The sequence below is a fragment of the Micromonospora sp. AMSO31t genome, from assembly GCF_008868175.1.
GTDB lineage: Bacteria > Actinomycetota > Actinomycetes > Mycobacteriales > Micromonosporaceae > Micromonospora.
This window is the reverse complement of sequence record NZ_WBKT01000107.1, coordinates 1-18,938: the sequence shown is the minus strand read 5'-3', so window position 1 is coordinate 18,938 and position 18,938 is coordinate 1. Positions and strand designations below refer to the sequence as shown.

Here is an 18,938-nt window from a genome sequence, read left to right as displayed (position 1 = left end):
CGCCCGGCGCGGCGACCCGCTCGCCGGGCACCTCGCGGTGGACCGGTTCGCCGCCGCCGGGCACTCGGCGGGCGGCTTCACCACGGCCGGCATGTTCACCTCCGGGCACTCCCCGCGGCTGCGCGCCGGCATCGTCATCGCCGGCGGCGGGCTGGCCGGCAGCTTCGCCGGCCCGGTGGCGCCCCTGCTCTTCGTGCACGGCGGCGCGGACCCGGTCGTGTCCGAGTCGGTCGGCCGGGCCGCGTACGCCCGCAGCCTCGGGCCGGCCGCCTTCCTGAGCCTCCCCGGGCAGGGCCACGGCGAGTACCTGACCCCGGGCCGCCCCGGGTTCGCGCAGGTCCTCGCCGCCACCACCGACTTCCTCCGGTGGACCCTCTACGACGACCGGCGCTCCCGGGACCGGCTGCCCGTCGACGCCCGCCTACCCGGCGTCACCACCCTCACGACGCGCGCCATGCCCGACTGAGCCCGGCGAACCGCGTGATCGACTCCGCCCCGGCGACCTGGCGGTGTCCGCCGGCCCCGGACCCCGCCACCTCGCCGAGCCGGAGTCGATCAACCCGCCACGCGGGGCGGCGCCGCCGGCCGGCGGGCGGGCGGTAGCGTTCGCGCGGGTGGACGGACTGGCCGGGCGGCAACTCGACGCGATCCGCGAGGTCGTCGCGCTGGCCGGCGCGGCCGGGGTCGCGGTGTGGCTGCGCGGCGGGTGGGCGATGGACTTCCACCTCGGCGCGGTGAGCCGGCCGCACGTGGACGTCGACTGGTACTGCTGGCGGCGCGACGCCGGCCCGCTGGCGGCCCGGCTCGGCGGGCAGGGCTGGGCTCCCGACCCCCGGATGCCGGTCGAGAAGCAGCTCGACCTCGTCCGGGGTGACGTCGAGTTGAGCTTCGCGTACCTGGACCGGGACCCGGCGGGTCGGGTGGTGGTCGGTGCCGGGCCGTGGACCGGCACGCCGCTGCCGGAGGGGATGCTGGACGGCCCGCCGGGCCGGATCGGCCCGCACACCGCCCCGGTGATCAGCGTTGCCGCCCAGATCGAGTTCAAGGAGATGTACCCGGTCTGGATGCCCGACCGGCCCCGCCGGGCGAAGGACGCCGCCGACCTGGCGCGGCTGCGCACCCGCCGGCCGAACAGCTGAGGACGCCGCCGACCCGGCCCGGCTGCGGCCGGGCCGAGGAGCCGCCGACCGGTTGAGGCGATCGCGTCACCCTGGGTGCGATGCCGGCCGGTCACCCGGGAGCGCGAGGCACAATCGTGTTCATGCGCCGTCGTCCTGCCGCCCTCGTCACCGCTGCCGCCCTGCTCAGCACGGGTCTGGCCGGCTGCTCGGGTGGGTCCGCCCCGGCCGGGCGACCCGCCCCCGACGCCCCGCCGAAGGCCACGACGCCCGCGCCGCGGGTGCCCGCCGGGCACGCCCCCACTGAGAGCTTCGCCGTCGGCGTACGCCAGTTGAAGCTGAACCGCGACGGCGACCGCCCGCTGCCGGTGACCCTCTGGTACCCGGCGCGGGGTGAGGCCGGTGGCACGCCGGAGCGGTCCGCGCCGGCGGCGGCCGGCCGGTTCCCGGTGGTGCTGTTCAGCCACGGGCTGGGCGGCCGGCCGGAGGACTACCAGGTGCTGCTGACCCGCTGGGCGGCGGCCGGGTTCGTGGTGGCCGCGCCGAAGTTCCCGCACACCGGCGCCGGTGGCGACGGCAACCCGCTCGACGTGCTCAACCAGCCGGCCGACGTGTCGTACGTGCTGACCCAGGTGCTCGCCCTCGACGGGAAGGCGGGTGACCCGCTGCGCGGCCGGCTGGACCCGGAGCGGGTGGCCGCGACCGGGCACAGCGCGGGCGGGGTGACCACGATCGGGCTGTTCACCGCGGGCCGGGACGAGCGCCTGGACGCCGGGATCGTCTTCGCCGGCACCGCGCTCGGCGTCGGCACCGCGTTCGCGGGGGCGGCGGCGCCGCAGCTGTTCGTGCACGGCGAGGCCGATGAGGTGGTGGGTTACGCCGCCGGCAAGGCGGTCTACGACGCGGTGCCGTGGCCGAAGGCGATGCTCAGCCTGCCCGACGGCGACCACGGGCGGGCCCTGCTCGGCGACGGCAAGGCGCTGCGGGTGGTCGCCGACACCACCGTCGAGTTCCTCCGCTGGACGCTGTACGGCGACGCGGCGGCGAAGAAGCGGCTCCCGGCCGACGCCGCCCGCGGCGGCGTGGCCACCCTGGACGACCATCTCTGACCGGTCGCCCAGGGTGGCGGCGCCGGTCAGGCGGTGTGGTCGACGACGACCTTGCCGAAGACGTCACCGGAGTGCAGGCGCGCGAACGCCTCCTCGATCCGGCTGAACGGCACCACGCTGTCCACCACCGGGCGCACCTCGTGCTCGGCGCAGAACGCCAGGAGCTGGGTCAGCTCGTCGGGGGTGCCCATCGAGGTGCCGAGGATCTCGAGCTGCATGGCGAAGACCCGGCGCAGGTTGACCTTGGGCTCGTGGCCGGCGGTGGCGCCGGAGACCACGATCCGGGCCATCGGGGCGGCCGACTTCAGCGAGTGGTCGAAGGTGGCCGCGCCGACCGTCTCGATCACCACGTCGACCCGCTCGGGCAGGCGGGCGCCGGGCTCCAACGCGGTCGCGCCCAGCTCGGTGATCCGCTCCCGCTTGGCGGCGTCGCGGCTGGTCGCGTACACCCGCTTGCCGAGCGCCAGGCCGAGCGCGACGGCCGCGGTGGCGACGCCCCCGCCGGCCCCCTGGACCAGCACGGACTCGCCGTCGCCGACCCGGCCCCGGGTGGTGAGCATCCGCCACGCGGTGAGCCAGGCCGTCGGCAGGCAGGCCGCGTCGGTCGCCGAGAGTCCGTCGGGCAGCGGCAGCAGGTTCACCCGGGGTACGGCCACCCGCTCGGCGAAGGTGCCGGCGAAGTGCTCGGAGAGGATCGAAACCCCGCGCGGGTCGCCCCGAGTGGGCACCACGGGGTAGACGACCACCTCGTTGCCGTCCGGGTCGGTGCCCACCGCGTCGCAGCCGAGGATCATGGGGAGCTGGTCGGCGCTGAGGCCCACCCCGCGCAGCGACCAGAGGTCGTGGTGGTTGAGCGAGCTGGCCCGGACCTGCACGGTGACCCAGTCGTCCTCCGGGTGGGTCGGCTCGGGGCGGTCGCCGACGGTGAGCGCGGCGAGCGGGTTGTCGGCGTCGAAGGCCGAGGCGAAGGCAGCACGCATGATCGGCACCGTAACAAGCTGAGCGCTCGTTCAGAAGGGGACCTTCCCCACAAAAGCCGTGCGGATGGTCCCCTTCCGCGACGTTCAGCGCCGGGCGACCCCGTCGCGGCGGGCCGCCTCGGCGACCGCCTCCGCCACCGCGGGGGCGACCCGCGGGTCGAGCGGGGACGGCACGATGGCCTCCGCCGTCAGCGACTCGGCCACCACGTTGGCGATGGCGTCGGCCGCGGCCACCTTCATCCCGTCGGTGATCCGGGTGGCCCGGGCGTCCAGCGCGCCCCGGAACACGCCGGGGAAGGCCAGCACGTTGTTGATCTGGTTGGGGTAGTCGCTGCGCCCGGTGGCCACGACGGCCACGTGCCGGGCGGCCACCTCGGGGTGCACTTCCGGGGTGGGGTTGGCCAGCGCGAAGACGATGCCGCCCGGGGCCATGCCGGCCACCGCCGCCTCCGGTATCTGCCCGCCGGAGACGCCGACCAGGACGTCCGCGCCGCGCAGCGCCTCGGTGATGTCGCCCTGCCGCCCCTCGGCGTTGGTCGTCTCGGCCAGCTCGGCCTTGGTCCCGGTCAGCTCGCGGTGCCGGCCGATGATGCCCTTGGAGTCGCAGACCACCACCTGGTCCGGGTTGACGCCCCCGGCGACCAGCATCTTCGTCACGGCCACGCCGGCGGCGCCGGCCCCGCTGACGGCCACCCGCAGGTCGCCCAGCTTGCGGTTGAGGAGGGTGGCGGCGTTGCGCAGGGCCGCCAGCACCACGATGGCGGTGCCGTGCTGGTCGTCGTGGAAGACCGGGATGGGAAGCGCCTCGTCCAGCCGGCGCTCCACCTCGAAGCAGCGCGGGGCGCTGATGTCCTCCAGGTTGATCCCGCCGAACGAGGGGGCGAGCGCCCGCACCGTCGCCACGATCTCGTCCACGTCCTGGGTGTCCAGGCAGACCGGGACGGCGTCCACGCCCGCGAACTGCTTGAACAGCACCGCCTTGCCCTCCATCACCGGCAGCGCGGCACGCGGGCCGATGTTGCCCAGGCCGAGTACGGCGGAACCGTCGGTGACCACGGCGACGGTGTGCGACACCCAGGTGTAGTCGTCGGCCAGGTCGGGGTCGGCGGCGATCGCCTCGCAGACCCGGGCCACACCCGGGGTGTACGCGAGGGAGAGGTCCTCCCGGCTGGTGAGCGGCACGGTCGAAGCGACGGCCATCTTGCCGCCGAGGTGCAGCCGGAAAACGGGATCAGCGGGGTCCGGGGTGGACGAAGACATTGGTGACTCCAGGATCTGTCGAGCAGACGGACCGGCCGGCTCGGCACGCGTGGTCAGCGGCCAGCGGGGCGGCGGTGCGGGGGGTCACCCGGGCACTTTCCGAGCATAGTCAGGCATGCCGCACCGGGGTGTGATCGGGGTCATATCCGACGCGGTCCGCCGGTGACCCGCCCGGGACGCGGCCAGTACCGGAGGACCACCCGGCCCCGCACGTCGGCCACCCCGTACGCCCGGGAGTCGTCGGTGACCAGGTCGTTGTCGCCGCGCAGCCACCAACCGCCGTCCTGCCGGCGAACCGCGCGCTTGACCACGAGCAGGTCGGGGCGGCTGCGGAAGACGGCCACCACCACGTCGCCGGGGCGCACCGGGCGGCCCCCGGTCCGCACCAGCACGGCGTCGCCGTGCCGCAGGGTCGGGGCCATGGAGGGGCCGGTGACGAGGACCGCCACGAGCGGCCCGCGCATCCGGTGATCCACCGCACCCATGGGGTTTCACCTCCCGCCCGCCGGGGAGCATCTCCAGGAGTAGTGTCGTCTTGGATCATCGCAAACATCCCATGGAGGACCCTGATGCGCCTTCCCCGCATCCTTACGCCCCGTGTGACCGCCAGTGCGCACTGCGACCTGCCGTGCGGCGTCTACGACCCGGCGCAGGCCCGGATCGAGGCCGAGTCGGTCAAAATGATCTGCGAGAAGTACCAGGCCAACACCGACCCGGAGTACCGCACGCGCGCCATCCTGATCAAGGAGCAGCGGGCGGACCTGGTCAAGCACCACCTGTGGGTGCTCTGGACCGACTACTTCAAGCCGCAGCACTTCGAGAAGTACCCGCACCTGCACCAGCTGTTCAACGAGACCACCAAGCTCGCCGGCTCGGCCGGCGCCAAGGGCAGCATGGACCCGGCGGTCGCCGACCAGCTGCTGCAGAAGATCGACGAGATCGCCAAGATCTTCTGGGAGACCAAGCAGGCGTGAGCCTGCCCGCCCAGGCACCGACGATCCGGCCGGCGCGTCCCGAGGACGTGCCGGCCGTCGTCGCGATGGTGCACGAACTCGCCGACTACGAACGCGCTCCCGAGCGGTGCCACCTCACCGAGGAACAGCTCACCGCGGCGCTTTTCGGCCCGGCGCCGGCCCTGTTCGGCCACGTCGCCGCGGATTCCGCCGACCAGCCGATCGGTTTCGCCCTCTGGTTCCTCAACTTCTCCACCTGGGAGGGCGTGCACGGCATCTACCTGGAGGACCTGTACGTCCAGCCGGCCGCCCGCGGCACCGGCGCGGGCCGGCTGCTGCTCGCGACCCTCGCCGCGATCTGCGTCGAGCGCGGCTACCGGCGGCTCGAATGGTGGATGATCAACTGGAATCCGGCCGGTCGCTTCTACGCCGCGATCGGCGCCGCCCCGATGGACGAGTGGGTGCCGTACCGGCTGGCCGGCAGCGCGCTGCACGATCTCGCGGCGCAGGCGGCGGCCGCCCCCACGCGGGCGGACGCCTGACCGGGTAGAGTCCCGCACCGGGGGGATGAGGCGTGACTCAACTGACCGGCCAGCCGATGACGGACGACGACATCGTGCACCTCACGGTGCCCGCCGACGGCGGCTACCTGGGGGTGCTGCGCACCGCCACCGCCGGTCTCGCGGCCCGGCTCCAGTTCGCCCTCGACGAGATCGAGGACCTGCGCATCGCCGTCGACGAGGCGTGCGCCATGCTGCTCGCCATCGCCACCCGCGACGCCGAGTTGGAGTGCCGCTTCGCGGTCACCGACGACGCGCTCACCGTCGAGGTGACCGTGCCGACCGTGCGGGGCGCCACGCTCCCCTCGGAGTCGTCCTTCGCCTGGAAGGTGCTCACCGCGCTGACCACGGCGGCGAGCGCCCGGGCCGCCGACGGCCGGGCCACCATCTCCCTGCTCACCCGCCGCGCCTCCGGCTACTGACCCTCCCGGCCGGCGCGGCGTCAGTCGAGGCCGAGCGCCCGGTTGGTCGGCGTGCTGACCAGCAGGCCGGTGACGCCGAGGCCGAGCGCCATCAGCGGCACGCCCAGCCAGCCCAGGCCGCCCTGGATCATGTACCAGCCGACCGGCAGCAGCATGAGCTGGAGCACGATGGCCGGGGCCCGGGCCCCGGCCCGGCGGCGGGCCAGCGCGGCGCCGAGCGCCCAGAGTGCGACCGCCCCGGCGACCGCGAACGCGGTCACCAGCAGCGCCGAGGTCAGGTCGGTGGTGCGCGCCGTCAGGTCGGACCAGATCAGCCACGCCGCAACCAGGCCGAGCGCCACCGCCTCGGCGCGCAGCAGGAGCACCGCCCAGCGGAGCGTGCCGGGGACCGGCCCGGAGTCGATCGTCACGCGCGACACGATACCCGTGGGTAGGCGCGGTACAGTGCCGCCCATGCGGGCCGTCCTGGTGGTCAATCCGAAGGCCACCACCACCAGCGAGCGCAGCCGGGACGTGCTGGTCCGGGCGTTGCGCAGCGAAGTCGACCTGTCGGTGCGGTACACCCGCCGGCGGGGTCACGCCATGGACCTGGCGCGGGAGGCCGCACAGGAGGGCGTCGACCTGGTGGTGACGCTCGGTGGCGACGGCACGGTCAACGAGGTGGTGAACGGCCTGATGGCCGCCGAGCCGCCGACCTTCCGCACCGGGGGGACCCTGGCGGAGCGGCTGCCGGCGCTGGCCACCGTCCCGGGCGGGTCGACCAACGTCTTCGCCCGGGCCCTGGGCCTGCCGAGGGAGTGGCCGGACGGGACCAGCATGATCCTGGAAGGGCTGCGGCTGGGCCGCTCCCGCACCATCGGGCTGGGCCGGGCGGACGACCGCTACTTCACCTTCTGCGCGGGCTTCGGCATCGACGCGGCCGTCATCCAGCGGGTCGAGCGGGCACGCAAGCGGGGCCGGGTGTCCACGCCGGCGCTCTACTTCCGCTCCACGGTGAGCCAGTACTTCCTCGCCTCGGACCGGCGCCATCCGTCGATCTCGCTGGAGCGCCCGGGGGAGGCGGCCGAGACCGACCTCGGGACGGTCATCATCCAGAACACCGCCCCGTGGACCTACCTGGGCGATCGGGAGATCAACCCGAACCCGGAGGCGTCGTTCGACCTCGGGCTGGACGTGCTCGCGATGCGGCAGCTCAAGGTGGCGAGCACGACACGCACGGTGACCCAGTTCTTCGCCCGGGAACCCGATCCGCACGGTCGGCAGGTGCTCCGGCTGCATGACGTGGCGGAGTTCACCCTGCTCTCGGCCCGTCCGCTGGCCTTCCAGCTCGACGGTGACTACCTCGGCGAGCGGGAAAAAGTCAGATTCGCATCCATCCCTGCCGCACTGAGAGTAATCTGCTAGGTCTCGGGTACTGCCGTCGGTTGACGCGGGCCACCGCAACCGCTTCGGGCGGAGGCCGCCACGCCGAGGGAAGGTGCCGGAAATGTCAGCAACGTCACGCAGACCGTACTATATTGATCCTCGACTGTGGCACGCCGGGTAACCAGAGCGCTCTGAAACCCGGACAAAAGGGTGGTGAGCCCGCTCACTGTTCGGAGTTTTTCCGAGCGCCACCCTTGACATCGCGACAGTTCGTGAAAGTATTCACAAGCGAAGTCGTGTTACCGGGACATTGCCTGGATATGCTCGGCAGGTTGAGCTTGTTCCAGCAGGCCCACGGGGTCGCAAGCCTGCTCACGCAGCGCCGAATTGATGGATGCTGACCGTCACTGATCGGCAATGCGGATGCATATAGGAATAGCAACGAAGCGTAATCTGGCCACCCATTTGAGAATGAGGAGTGTTGCCGCCATGGACTGGCGCCACGATGCCGTCTGCCGCGACGAGGACCCGGAGCTGTTCTTCCCGATCGGGACGTCCGGCCCGGCCCTCCTGCAGGTGGAGCAGGCCAAGGCCGTCTGCCGGCGCTGCCCGGTGACCGACCACTGCCTCCAGTGGGCGCTGGAGTCCGGTCAGGACGCCGGCGTCTGGGGCGGGATGAGCGAGGAGGAGCGCCGCGCGGTGAAGCGCCGCGGCGGGCTCCGGGTGCTGCGCGCTCACTCCGCCTGATTCGCACGCACGCGCACGCCCCGGCCGGATCCCGGCCGGGGCGTTCTGCTGTCCGCACACGATCCCCCGGCTACCCGGCCACCACCCCCGCTGATCATGATGGCGACCCGCGTCACACCGGGCTGCCGACCGGCACGGCGTCGACCCGGCGCAGCACCAGGTCGGCGAGTTCGGGCAGGTCGGTCAGCGGGTCGGCGACCGCCACGGCGCCGGCCCGCTCCGCCGACGCGCGGACCGCGTCGTGGAACAGGCCCGGGGCCAGGAAGTAGGCGGCCACGGCCACCCGGCGGGCACCCGCCGCGCGCAGCCGGGACACCGCGACACCGGCCCCCGGGGGCGCCGCCGAGGCGTACGACACCTGGCAGGGCACGCCCAGCTCGGCGCCCAGCGCGGCGGCGACCCGCCCCACCGAACCACGCGCGCGCGGATCCCGGGTGCCGGCCGCCGCCAGCACCACGCCGTCGAATCGGCCCGGCTGCGCCTCGGCCAGCCGCCGGCGCAGCCCCGCCAGCAGCCGGGCGTCCACCACCCCGTCCGCCGGCCCCAGCACGTCGGTCACCCGTACCTCGAGGTCCGCGCCCTGCGCCCGGGCCGCCGCCACCGCCGCCGGGACGTCGACCTTGCGGTGGTACGCGGCGGTCAGCAGCAACGGCACCAGCACGGCCCGGGAGTGGCCGGCGGCGGCCAGGTCCCGCAGCACCGCGGCGGGACCGGGGTCGGTGTGGTCCAGCCAGCTCGGCAGCACCGGGACGCCCGGACGGGCGGCCGCCACGGCCCGGGCCAGGGCCCGGGTCGCCGCCGCCGCCCGCGGATCCCGGCTGCCGTGCGCGACCAGCACCACCGGCGGCTCGGCGGTCAGGTGTGCAGGCCGCACTCGGTCTTCTCGAACATGGCCCAGCGGCCCGCCCGCGGGTCCTCCCCCGCCCGGGTGCGGCGGGTGCAGGGCCAGCAGCCGATCGAGCCGTAGCCGCGGGCGAACAGCTCGTTGACCGGGATGTCGTAGCGGGCCACGTAGGCGTCCACGTCCCGCTGGCTCCACGCCGCGATCGGGTTGACCTTGACCTTGCCGCGCCGCGCGTCGAAGGCCACCACCGGCGTGTTGGCCCGGGTCGGCGACTCGTCCCGGCGCAGCCCGGCGGCCCAGGCGTCGTAGCCGGTCAGCGCCCGCTCCAGCGGCTCCACCTTGCGCAGCTGGCAGCAGTCGTCCGGGGACTTGCTGAACAGCCGGGGGCCGTACTGGCCGTCCTGCTGCCCCACCGTCATCCGGGGCCGGATCGAGCGCACGGTCACCGGGAGCCGCCGGGCCACCTCGTCGCGGACCTTGAGCGTCTCCGGGAAGTGCAGGCCGGTGTCCAGGAAGACCACGTCGACCCCCGGGGCGACCCGGGAGACCAGGTGGGCGAGCACCCCGTCCGCCATCGAGCTGGTCACGCAGAACCGGTCGCCGAAGGTCTCGGCGGCCCAGCGGGCGATCTCCAGCGCGGGGGCGCCCTCCAGCTCCCGGCCGGCCCGCTCGGCGAGCGCGCGCAGCTCCTCCGGGTCGCGCCGGGCCGGGTCGGCCGAGGCCGGCCCGCCGATCCCGACCAGACCCAGGCCGGCGGCGGACGGCAGGGCGCTCATCGGTTCACCGCCCTGCTCAGCAGACCGGTGAACTTCACGGTGAAGACCCGCGTGCAGGCGTGGCACTCCCAGGCGCCGTGCCCGGCCTCGTGCGGTCGCAGGTCCTCCTCCCCGCAGTACGGGCAGTAGAGAGGCGCAGATCGGGCATCGCTCATCGCAATTCCTCCTCGTCGACCCTGATCACCCAGTTGGCGAAGCTCTCGCCCTCGCTCCGGCCGGCCAGGTAGCGGCGGGCCAGCCGTTCCACGTACTCCGGAAGCTCGTCGGCGGTGGTCTTCAGGCCGCGCAGCTTGCGGCCGAAGCCGGCGGTCTGCCCCGCGGCCATGCCCAGGCCACCGCCGAGGTGCACCTGGAAGCCCTCCACCTGCCGGCCGTCCGGGCCCACCACGAGCTGGCCCTTCAGTCCGATGTCGGCCACCTGCGTGCGGGCGCAGGCGTTCGGGCAGCCGTTGAGATGGATGGAGATGTCCGCGTCGAAGTCCCGCAGCCGCTCCTCCAGCCGGGCCACCAGCTCCTCGCCGCGCCGCTTCGTCTCGACGATGGCGAGCTTGCAGAACTCGATGCCGGTGCAGGCCATGGTGCCGCGCCGCCAGGCCGACGGCCGGGCCTCCAGGCCGATCCCGCGCAGCTCCGCCACCAGCGAGTCGGTCCGCTCCGGCGCCACGTCCAGCACGAGCAGCTTCTGGTACGGGGTGAGCCGCACCCGGCCGCTGCCGTGCGCCTCGGCCACGTCGGCGAGCCGGGCGAGCTGGGTGCCGGAGACCCGCCCCACCACCGGGGCGGCGCCCACGTAGTTGCCGCCGTCGCGCTGCGGGTGCACGCCGATGTGGTCGACCGGCTTCGCCGGCAGCGTCGCGGACGGGCCGTCGAGCAGCGCCCGGCCCAGGTACTCCTTCTCCAGCACCTCGCGGAACTTCGCCACGCCCCAGTCGGCGACCAGGAACTTCAGCCGCGCCCGGTTGCGCAGCCGGCGGTAGCCGTAGTCACGGAAGACGCCGACCACCCCGGCCCAGACGTCCGGCACCTCGGCCAGCGGCACCCAGACGCCGAGGCGCTTGGCCAGCATCGGGTTGGTGGACAGCCCGCCGCCCACCCAGACGTCGAAGCCGGGACCGTGGTCGGGGTGCTCGACACCGAGGAAGGCGATGTCGTTCGCCTCGTACGGGGTGTCGACCAGCCAGGAGATCGAGGTCTTGAACTTGCGGGGCAGGTTGGAGTACGCCTTGTCGCCGACGTACCGGCGGACGATCTCGTCGACGGCGGGCGTCGGGTCGAGCACCTCGTCCCGGGCGACCCCGGCGACCGGGCTGCCCAGCACGACCCGGGGGCAGTCGCCGCACGCCTCGGTGGTCTGCAGGCCGACCGCCTCCAGCCGGCGCCAGATCTCCGGCACGTCCTCGACCCGGATCCAGTGGTACTGGATGTTCTGCCGGTCGGTGATGTCGGCCGTGTCCCGGGCGAACTCCCGGGAGATGTCCGCGACGACCCGGAGCTGGGCCAGGCTCAGCTCACCGCCGTCCACCCGCACCCGGAGCATGAAGAACTCGTCCTCGAGCTCGTGCGGCTCCAGCACGGCCGTGCGCCCGCCGTCGATGCCCGCCCTGCGCTGGGTGTAGAGGCCCCACCAGCGGAACCGGCCGCGCAGGTCCTGCGGGTCGATCGAGGCGAAGCCCCGGTGCGCGTAGATGTTCTCGATCCGGGCCCGCACGTTCAGCGGGTCGTCGTCCTTCTTGATCCGCTCGTTGGGGTTGAGCGGCTCGCGGTGCCCGAGCGCCCACTGGCCCTCACCACGCGGCCGGCGGGGGGCCCGCGCGGCCGGTGCCGGGGCGTCGGGCCGGGTCGTGGTGGTGCTGCTGACCGCCATCGCGGCGTCCTCCGATGTCTGCTGTGCCTGAAAGCGCGGACGCGGCGGCCGGCCCTGGATGAGGGCCGAGGACGGCGATGTCGATGACGGCCGGCGCGGAACGCGCCCGAGACGGATGGGTCGGGCGTCGTCAGTGGGCCGGACAGATCGCGCTGCGGACACGGCCGTAATCGACGTGGCGACGGGCCACGAAGCGGCGGATGACAGCGGCGGTCATAGGCCACATGCTCCCACAGCCGTCGATGACCGGCCAATGACCGAGTGTGTGATCCCACATCACGGGCACCAGCCGGGCTGTGCCGGGTGGTACCGTCCGCCGCCTTTCATCATCAACTTTGGAGATTGCCGTGACGCAGCAGCCCGTCGAGGCTCCCGCCACCGTAGGCCGACCGCGAAGCAGCCGTCGGCCGGTCCTCCTCGCCGTGCTGATCGGCTTCCTCGTGCTCGCCGCCGGCGGCGTGCTGGCATACCGCCTGGTCGGCACGACGGATGACGACCCGGGCGTGACGGCCTGCCGCTCGGCCGACGTGGTGGTCCGCGCCGACCGGGGTGAGCGGGTGGACCCGGCCGAGCTGAAGCGGGTGGGCGGCCTCTTCGAGGACTCCGCCCACGAGGACCTGAAGACCAGCGGGGTGCCGGCGGTCGGTCTGAGCCAGCGGGTCGGCGGAACCGGGCCGGGCGCGGAGTCGTACCGGCGCTCGCTGCACGAGGCCGTCCCCCGCCTCGTCGCGGCGTGTGACGCGCACGGGATCACCGTCAAGGCGTAGTCCCGGGGCCCGCCCGGGCTCAGGCGACCTCGCGACCGCCTTTCGAGCTGACGTCTCAGACGACTCAGCGGTGGCACCGCGCCGCGCGGGAAATCGCCGTCGACGATCGCGGGACGGCGAAATGTCCGCCGGCTCGACAAAGCCCGCCGGCACGACGAGGCCCGCGGGTCTGGCGAAGGGCCAGGACAGCGAAGACCCGGACCGCGAAAACCCGGACCGCGAAGACCCCGGACCGCGAAGGCCCGGGACAGCGAAGGCCCGGGACAGCGAAGGCCCGGGACAGCGAAGGCCCGGGACAGCGAAGGCCCGGGACAGCGAAGGCCCGGGACAGCGAAGGGCGGGACGGCAGGGGCCAGACCGCGGATCACCAGGTGACGTCCCGGGCGGCGAGGCGTGGCAAGGCCGATCGCGGGGTGACATCACCAGCGACTCAGCTCGAAAGGCGCCCAACACCAATCTCCGAGGTGGCGGGACGCCGGCACGGCGAACGCTGTCCGGGATCCGGCAGCGCGGCGACAGCAGCCGGGGGTGGAGACAAATCGGCGGACCGGCCCGGCGGGCGCCGCCGCCGTGTGACGCTGCGGAATGTGACCCCACCCGCCGAGTCCACGCCGCTCCGCGGCCGGGACTGGCCGGTGTGGGCGATCCCCGGCCTGCTCACGCTGGCGGTCACCCTCGCCGGGATCGGGCACGCGCAGCCGTGGCGGGACGAGCTGGCGACCTGGAGCGCGGCCAGCCGCCCGGTCCCCGACCTGGTCCGGCTGGCCGGCACCATCGACGCCGCCACCGGGCCGTATTACCTGCTCATGCACGGCTGGACCGCGCTCACCGGGACCTCGCCGACGGCGCTGCGGCTGCCGTCCGCACTGGCCATGGCCGGTGCGGCCGCGCTCACCGCCCGGCTCGGCGCGCAACTGGTCGGCCCCCGGGCCGGGCTGCTCGCCGGCCTGCTCCTCGCCGTGCTGCCGGCCACCTCCCGGTACGGCCAGGAGGCCCGCCCGTACGCGCCGGCCACCCTGTTCGCCGTGCTCGCCACGCTGCTGCTGGTCGGGGCGCTGCGCCGGCCGGCCTGGCGGCGCTGGGCCGGGTACGCCGTGGCCGTCGCCGCCCTCGGGCTGTTCCACCTGATCGCCCTCACCCTGCTCGCCGCGCACGCCCTGGTGGTGCTGCTGGCGGCTGTGCGGGGCCGGCGGGCGGCCGGCCTGGAGCCGCTGCCCGACGGCTCAGACCCGACCCGGGACGCCAGCGCGCCGGAGGACGCCCCGGACGCCAGAGCCCGGGAAGCCGCCCCGGACGCCGGAGCCCGGGAGGCCGCCTCGCGGGCCGGCGCGACGGGCCGGGGCCTGTTCTGGCGCTGGCTGGTGGCGGTGCTTCCGGCGATCGTGCTGGTCGCTCCGCTGGTGCTGGTGGCCCGGGGCCAGCGCGGACGCCAGCTCGACTGGGTACGCCTGGTCCGCGTCGACGACCTGGCCGCGCTGCCCGGCGCGCTCGCGCAGAGCGGGGTGGTCGGCGGCCTGCTGGTCGGCCTCGCCGCGCTGGGGGCGGCCCGGCTCGGCCGGCGGGCGCTCCTGCCGGGGGCCGCCGTCGTGCTGCCGGTGCTGCTGCTCTTCGCCGCCGGCACGGCGGTGCCGCTCTGGGTGACCCGGTACCTCATCTTCACGGTGCCGTTCGCCTGCCTGCTGGCCGGGGCGGCGCTGGCCGGCGTACGGCTGGCGCCGGCGCTGGCCGTGGTCACCCTGGCCGGCCTGCTCGGGCTGCCGGACCAGGCGGCGCTGCGGCGCACCCACGAGTGGCCGCGGACCGCCCCGGTGGATTACGCGGGTGTGGCCCGGATCGTCGCCGACCAGCAGCAGCCGGGCGACGCGGTCGTCTACTCGCCCCGGGACAGCTGGCTCTTCCCCGACCTCGGGCTGGCGTACCACCTGGGGGAGCGCCGGCCGCGCGACGTGCTGGTGGTGCGCGACCAGCGGCAGCGCGCGGACCTCTGGGCGGCCGAGTGCGACCGCCCGGCGGAGTGCCTGGCCGGCGTGGACCGGGTCTGGCTGGTGGTCACCGGCCGGCGCGCCGACCCGCTCGCGGCGGTGCCCGGCGCGAAGGGCGACGCCCTGCGCGACGCGTTCACGGTCCGCCAGGTGTGGCCGCGCCCCGGCCTCACGGTCGCCCTGCTCACCCGGTGACCGGGTGCGGTCAGCCGGCGAGGCGGTCGGCGGTGCCGCGGGCCAGGGGAACGACCAGCATGGCCTCGGTGCCGCCCTGGGCGCCGTTGCGCAGCTCGATGGTGCCGCGCAGCTCGCCGGTGACCAGGGCCCGGACGATCTGGAGGCCGAGGTTGCCGCCCTTCTCGGCGTCGAACTGCGCGGGCAGGCCCCGGCCGTTGTCGGCGACCGAAACGTGCAGTTGCTTGCGGAACCGGTGCGCGGTGACCACCACGGCCGGCTCCGGCGCGCCCTCGGGGCCGGGGGCGCCCTCCTCCCCGGCCGGCGGGAAGCCGTGCTCGACGGCGTTGAGCAGCAACTCGTTGAGGACCATCACCAGTGAGGTGGCGATCTCGGCGGGCAGCACGCCGAAGCTGCCCTGGCGGCGCATGCCGACGGTCACCTCGGTGGCCGCCACCTCGGTGGCCGCGCTGGCCACCCGGTCGACGATGCCGTCGAACTCGACCGCCTCGTCGCTGGACAGGGAGAGCGTCTCGTGGACCAGCGCGATGGAGGCGACCCGGCGTACCGACTCCTCCAGGGCCACCCGGGCCTCGGGCATGGACACCCGGCGGGCCTGGAGGCGGAGCAGCGCGGCGACGGTCTGGAGGTTGTTCTTCACCCGGTGGTGGATCTCCCGGATGGTGGCGTCCTTGGTGATCAGGGCGCGGTCGCGGCGGCGTACCTCGGTGATGTCGCGGACCAGCACCAGCGCGCCGATCGGCACGCCCGCGGGCATCAGCGGCAGCGCCCGGGTGAGCATGGTGGCGCCCCGGGCGTCGATCTCCCGCCGGGGCGGGGCGTCGCCACGCAGCGCGGCGAGCACGGCGTTCGCCGCGTCGGTGCCCTCCAGCGGGTCGCTGGCGAGCCTGCGGTGCAGCTTGGCCAGATCCTCCCCCACCAGGTGGGAGGCGTAGCCGAGCCGGCGGTACGCGGACTGCGCGTTGGGGCTGGCGTAGGTGACCTTGCCGTTGGCGTCGAGCCGGACCAGGCCGTCGCCGACGCGGGGCGCCGAGGTGGTCTCGCCCGGGTGCCGGGGCGGCGGGAACGTGCCGTCGGCGATCATCTGCGCCAGGTCGTCGGCGGTGGTCAGGTAGTTCAGTTCGAGCTGGCTGGGCGTGCGCGCGGTGGAGAGGTTGGTGTCCCGGCCGACCACGGCCACGACCTCGCCGGACTCGCCGTCGGCGGTGCGCAGCCGCACCGGGATGGCCTCGTGCCGGGCGGGCACGTCGCCGTACCAGACCGGGTCGCCCTCCCGCCAGATCCGGCCCTGCCGGTGGGCGACCTCCAGGTGCGCCACCTCGGGCCCGCCGACGATCCGGCCGACCTGGTCGTCGAGGTACGCGGTCGGCGCGGTCGTCGGGCGGACCTGGGCCACGCAGAGGAACGTGCCGTCGCCGTCCACCGGCACCCAGAGCAGCAGGTCGGCGAAGGACAGGTCGGAGAGGAGCTGCCAGTCGCCGGCGATGCGGTGCAGGTGGTCGATGTCGGCCGGCCGGAGCGCGGTGTGCTCCTCGGCGAGGTCACGGAGGGTGGACACGCTGAACAGCGTGCCACGCCGGGCCTCACATCGTCGCCGTGACCTTCTTCAAGCCGCGCGGGGCGTCCGGGTCCTCGCCCCGGGTCAGGGCCAGGGCCAGGGCGAGCCGCTGGAGCGGCAGGATGTCGAGCAGCGGCGCGTACCGCTCGTCGACCTCGGGCACGGCCATCCGGGCGGTCGCCTCGACGTCGGCGGAGCCGACCACCACGACGTCGGCGCGGCGCTCGCCGAGCCGGGGCAGCACCTCGCGCATCGACCGCCCGCCGGGACCGGAACCGACCACGGCGAGCACCGGCACGTCGGGGTCGGTCATGGCGAGCGGGCCGTGCAGCAGGTCGGCGCCGGAGAAGGCGAGCGCCGGCAGGTAGGAGGTCTCCATGAGCTTCAGCGCCGCCTCGCGGGCCGTCGGGTACGCGTAGCCCCGGCCGGTGGTGACGAGCTGGCCGGCGAACCGGTAGCGCGGCGCGAGCTGGGCCGGGGTGGCGTCGGAGAGGGTGCGCTCGGCCAACTCGGGCAGGCGGGCCAGGCAGGCCCGCTCCTCGGCGGGGAGCACGCCGTCGCCGGCGCGTACCCCCTCGATGAGCATGAGCAGCGCGAGCAGCTCGGCCGTGTAGGTCTTGGTGGCGGCAACGGCCCGCTCGTGCCCGGCGGCGATGTCCACGCTCAGTTCGGCGGTGCCCACGAGCCGCGACTCGGGGTTGTTGGTCACGGCCAGGGTGAGCGCGCCGGATTCCCGGGCCACCCGCAGCACCTCGGCCAGGTCGGGCGAGCCGCCGCTCTGGCTGACCCCGACCACGAGGGCGTCGGAGAGGTCGGGCCGGGCGCCGAAGACGGTGACGGCGCTGGGCGAGGCGAGCCCGGCGGGCAGGCCGAGCCGGATCTCGGTGAGGTAGGCCGCGTAGAGCGCCGCGTGGTCGGAGGTGCCCCGGGCCGTGAAGACCACGTGGCGGGGCCGGCGCTCGGCGATCACCGCCGCGACCCGGGCGATCGCCCCGGCGTGCTCGGCGGAGAGCAGGCGGTCGTAGCCGGCCGGCTGCTCGTCGATGTCGGCGGCCATCCCGGCCCCTGGACGCGTCACGGAAGACCCCCTCCTGCGCGATTGCCGCGCGTTCGGTGCTCAGTCTTGCACCTTTCGGCCGCAGCGAGCAATGGAACGAGCAGGAGTGCGCAGTGGATCACCATCTGGCCGCATGATCCCCTAGGCTTGCCCGGCTGGCGGACCGACCACCCGAGAGGACGACGTGCCCGAGGACGATCCCGCGCTCTCGGCGGAGGAGGAACTCGCGCTGGCCCGACTGGCGCTGGCCGAGGCGGACCTCCGGCACGCCGCCGAACACGTGGCCGCCGCCCTCGTCCGGGCCCCCACGCTGCCCGAGGTCCACGAGACGCTCGCCCAGCTCGCCGCGGCCAGCGGCGGCGACCTGGACCTCTTCCCGCTCGGCCACCACGCCTTCGTCGGCGCGGTGGTGGCCCGCGCCCACCTGCTCGCCGCCGCCGGCCGGCCCGCCGAAGGGCTCGACCTGCTGGCCGCGGCCACCGGTTACGCCCCCGCCGTCGAATGGGCCGCCGTGCCCTGGGTGACCGCGCCCGACCTGCCCGAACGGCTCGACCCGGAGCGCACCGCCCGGATCCTCATGCAGGTCTGCGCGACCGCGCCCGACCCGGTTCCCCGCCGGCTGCGGGACCCCCTGCGCCCGTACCTCACCCTGGCCCGCAACGCGGTCGCCGTGCACCCGGCCCACCCGCTGCTGCTGGGCGCGGCGTCCGCGCTGGCCCGGCGCCTCGGCGAGGTCGCCCTCGCCGTCACCTGGGCCTCCCGAGGGGTACGCGCACAGCCCACCAAACTCGGCGAGGTGTGGCTGGGTTACGCGTACCGCAGCGCCGGCCGGACCCGGGACGCGCTCGCCGCGCTGCAACGGGCCGTCGCCCTCGACCCCGATGACCTGGCGGTCTACGCCGACATCGCCGGCACGCTGGCCGACCACGGCCGGCTGGACGAGGCGCTGGACTGGATCGACCGGGCCCTGGCCAAGGATCCGACCTTCGACTGTGCCGTGCACACCGCGCACCGGCTGCGCTTCCAGCGCGACGGGGACGTGGCCCATCTGGTGGCCCTCGCCGACTTCGTGCGGGACCATCCCGACGACACCCACGAGCACGGCGACCTGGCCGAGTGCTGCCGCGGCCGCCCCTGGCTGGGCCAGGTGACCCCGGCCGGCGGCCCGGTGCTGGACGCGCTGCGCCAGGCGCTCGCCGCCGACGCCCCGGTGGCCGTACGCCTCGACGGGCTGGAACCGCCGAGCGCCATGCGGACCGCGGCCGTGGCCGCGCCGGGGCTGGCCGTCGAGGTGGCCGCGGTGGCCGACCCGGATCCGCGCGAACCCCGCCGGGCCACCACCTGCCAGCTCTGGCGGTACGACGGCACGGTGGCCGCGCCC

General features: G+C 74.8%; 21 protein-coding genes. 11 read left to right on the top strand and 10 right to left on the bottom strand.

All coding sequences use genetic code 11. From position 1 onward, the window contains the following. The 3 genes from F8274_RS21530 to F8274_RS21520 all read left to right on the top strand — a co-directional run. Positions 1-466 (top strand): alpha/beta hydrolase (locus F8274_RS21530; RefSeq protein ID WP_151464176.1); only part of this gene is annotated, 466 nt, incomplete at its 5' end. 148 nt (positions 467-614) lie between these two features. Then, positions 615-1,139, top strand: a complete 525-nt coding sequence (locus tag F8274_RS21525) for a nucleotidyltransferase domain-containing protein (RefSeq protein ID WP_151464175.1) — start codon at positions 615-617, stop codon at positions 1,137-1,139. 122 nt (positions 1,140-1,261) lie between these two features. Continuing rightward, positions 1,262-2,227 (top strand): dienelactone hydrolase family protein, encoded by a 966-nt coding sequence (locus F8274_RS21520; RefSeq protein ID WP_151464174.1) that lies wholly within the window; start codon positions 1,262-1,264, stop codon positions 2,225-2,227. A gap of 26 nt (positions 2,228-2,253) precedes the next feature. On the opposite strand, the gene F8274_RS21515 is transcribed toward F8274_RS21520, so the two are convergent. From F8274_RS21515 to F8274_RS21505, 3 genes are all read right to left on the bottom strand, one after another. Beyond that, entirely contained in the window at positions 2,254-3,216 is a 963-nt protein-coding gene (locus tag F8274_RS21515; protein WP_192579919.1) for a zinc-binding dehydrogenase, read from the bottom strand. Positions 3,217-3,291: 75 nt separating this feature from the next. Beyond that, positions 3,292-4,467, bottom strand: a complete 1,176-nt coding sequence (locus tag F8274_RS21510; protein ID WP_151464172.1) for an NADP-dependent malic enzyme — start codon at positions 4,465-4,467, stop codon at positions 3,292-3,294. Between the two features lie 140 nt (positions 4,468-4,607). Beyond that, on the bottom strand, positions 4,608-4,952 hold the full coding sequence (locus F8274_RS21505) for a S24 family peptidase (RefSeq protein WP_151464171.1): 345 nt from the start codon (positions 4,950-4,952) through the stop codon (positions 4,608-4,610). 84 nt (positions 4,953-5,036) lie between these two features. Between F8274_RS21505 and sodN the strand changes: the two genes are divergently transcribed. From sodN to F8274_RS21490, 3 genes are all read left to right on the top strand, one after another. Then, a complete protein-coding gene (gene sodN, locus F8274_RS21500; RefSeq protein WP_151464170.1) occupies positions 5,037-5,441 on the top strand; it encodes a superoxide dismutase, Ni in 405 nt (134 codons plus the stop codon). Between the two features lie 65 nt (positions 5,442-5,506). Continuing rightward, positions 5,507-5,962 carry a GNAT family N-acetyltransferase gene (locus F8274_RS21495; RefSeq protein WP_151464179.1) on the top strand — a complete coding sequence of 152 codons (456 nt, stop codon included), beginning with the start codon at positions 5,507-5,509 and terminating at the stop codon, positions 5,960-5,962. Positions 5,963-5,994: 32 nt separating this feature from the next. Then, on the top strand, positions 5,995-6,402 hold the full coding sequence (locus F8274_RS21490; RefSeq protein ID WP_151464169.1) for an ATP-binding protein: 408 nt from the start codon (positions 5,995-5,997) through the stop codon (positions 6,400-6,402). Positions 6,403-6,422: 20 nt separating this feature from the next. On the opposite strand, the gene F8274_RS21485 is transcribed toward F8274_RS21490, so the two are convergent. Next, positions 6,423-6,812 carry a hypothetical protein gene (locus F8274_RS21485; RefSeq protein WP_151464168.1) on the bottom strand — a complete coding sequence of 130 codons (390 nt, stop codon included), beginning with the start codon at positions 6,810-6,812 and terminating at the stop codon, positions 6,423-6,425. A 43-nt stretch (positions 6,813-6,855) separates the two neighbouring features. Here F8274_RS21485 and F8274_RS21480 point away from each other — a divergent pair, with 43 nt between their 5' ends. Further along, complete coding sequence (locus F8274_RS21480) at positions 6,856-7,806, top strand: diacylglycerol kinase family protein (RefSeq protein WP_151464167.1); 951 nt, start codon at positions 6,856-6,858, stop codon at positions 7,804-7,806. A gap of 450 nt (positions 7,807-8,256) precedes the next feature. Then, on the top strand, positions 8,257-8,514 hold the full coding sequence (locus F8274_RS21475; RefSeq protein ID WP_088975879.1) for a WhiB family transcriptional regulator: 258 nt from the start codon (positions 8,257-8,259) through the stop codon (positions 8,512-8,514). Positions 8,515-8,626: 112 nt separating this feature from the next. On the opposite strand, the gene F8274_RS21470 is transcribed toward F8274_RS21475, so the two are convergent. Genes F8274_RS21470 through F8274_RS21455 form a run of 4 tightly spaced genes read right to left on the bottom strand, consistent with a single transcriptional unit; the run spans position 8,627 to position 11,998 of the window. Next, positions 8,627-9,388: a sirohydrochlorin chelatase gene (locus F8274_RS21470; protein ID WP_225853903.1), complete on the bottom strand. Its 762-nt coding sequence runs from the start codon at positions 9,386-9,388 to the stop codon at positions 8,627-8,629. Further along, a complete protein-coding gene (locus tag F8274_RS21465; RefSeq protein WP_151464166.1) occupies positions 9,370-10,134 on the bottom strand; it encodes a phosphoadenylyl-sulfate reductase in 765 nt (254 codons plus the stop codon). Before F8274_RS21465 ends, F8274_RS21470 begins: the two co-directional genes overlap by 19 nt. Continuing rightward, positions 10,131-10,289, bottom strand: coding sequence for an IS1 family transposase (locus F8274_RS21460; RefSeq protein ID WP_151464165.1), 159 nt, complete (start codon positions 10,287-10,289; stop codon positions 10,131-10,133). The genes F8274_RS21465 and F8274_RS21460 overlap by 4 nt, the downstream gene beginning before the upstream one ends. Next, a complete protein-coding gene (locus tag F8274_RS21455) occupies positions 10,286-11,998 on the bottom strand; it encodes a nitrite/sulfite reductase (RefSeq protein WP_151464164.1) in 1,713 nt (570 codons plus the stop codon). The genes F8274_RS21460 and F8274_RS21455 overlap by 4 nt, the downstream gene beginning before the upstream one ends. A gap of 347 nt (positions 11,999-12,345) precedes the next feature. On the opposite strand from F8274_RS21455, the gene F8274_RS21450 reads away from it, so the two are divergent. Next, a complete protein-coding gene (locus F8274_RS21450; protein ID WP_151464163.1) occupies positions 12,346-12,765 on the top strand; it encodes a hypothetical protein in 420 nt (139 codons plus the stop codon). Between the two features lie 587 nt (positions 12,766-13,352). Next, a complete protein-coding gene (locus F8274_RS21445; protein WP_151464162.1) occupies positions 13,353-14,942 on the top strand; it encodes a glycosyltransferase family 39 protein in 1,590 nt (529 codons plus the stop codon). A gap of 10 nt (positions 14,943-14,952) precedes the next feature. On the opposite strand, the gene F8274_RS21440 is transcribed toward F8274_RS21445, so the two are convergent. Both F8274_RS21440 and F8274_RS21435 read right to left on the bottom strand, forming a co-directional pair. After that, positions 14,953-16,500 carry a PAS domain-containing sensor histidine kinase gene (locus tag F8274_RS21440; protein WP_151464161.1) on the bottom strand — a complete coding sequence of 516 codons (1,548 nt, stop codon included), beginning with the start codon at positions 16,498-16,500 and terminating at the stop codon, positions 14,953-14,955. Between the two features lie 25 nt (positions 16,501-16,525). Then, positions 16,526-17,557 carry an SIS domain-containing protein gene (locus F8274_RS21435; protein ID WP_151464177.1) on the bottom strand — a complete coding sequence of 344 codons (1,032 nt, stop codon included), beginning with the start codon at positions 17,555-17,557 and terminating at the stop codon, positions 16,526-16,528. 184 nt (positions 17,558-17,741) lie between these two features. Here F8274_RS21435 and F8274_RS21430 point away from each other — a divergent pair. Further along, on the top strand, positions 17,742-18,938 hold a 1,197-nt coding region (locus F8274_RS21430; protein WP_192579918.1), incomplete at its 3' end, for a tetratricopeptide repeat protein.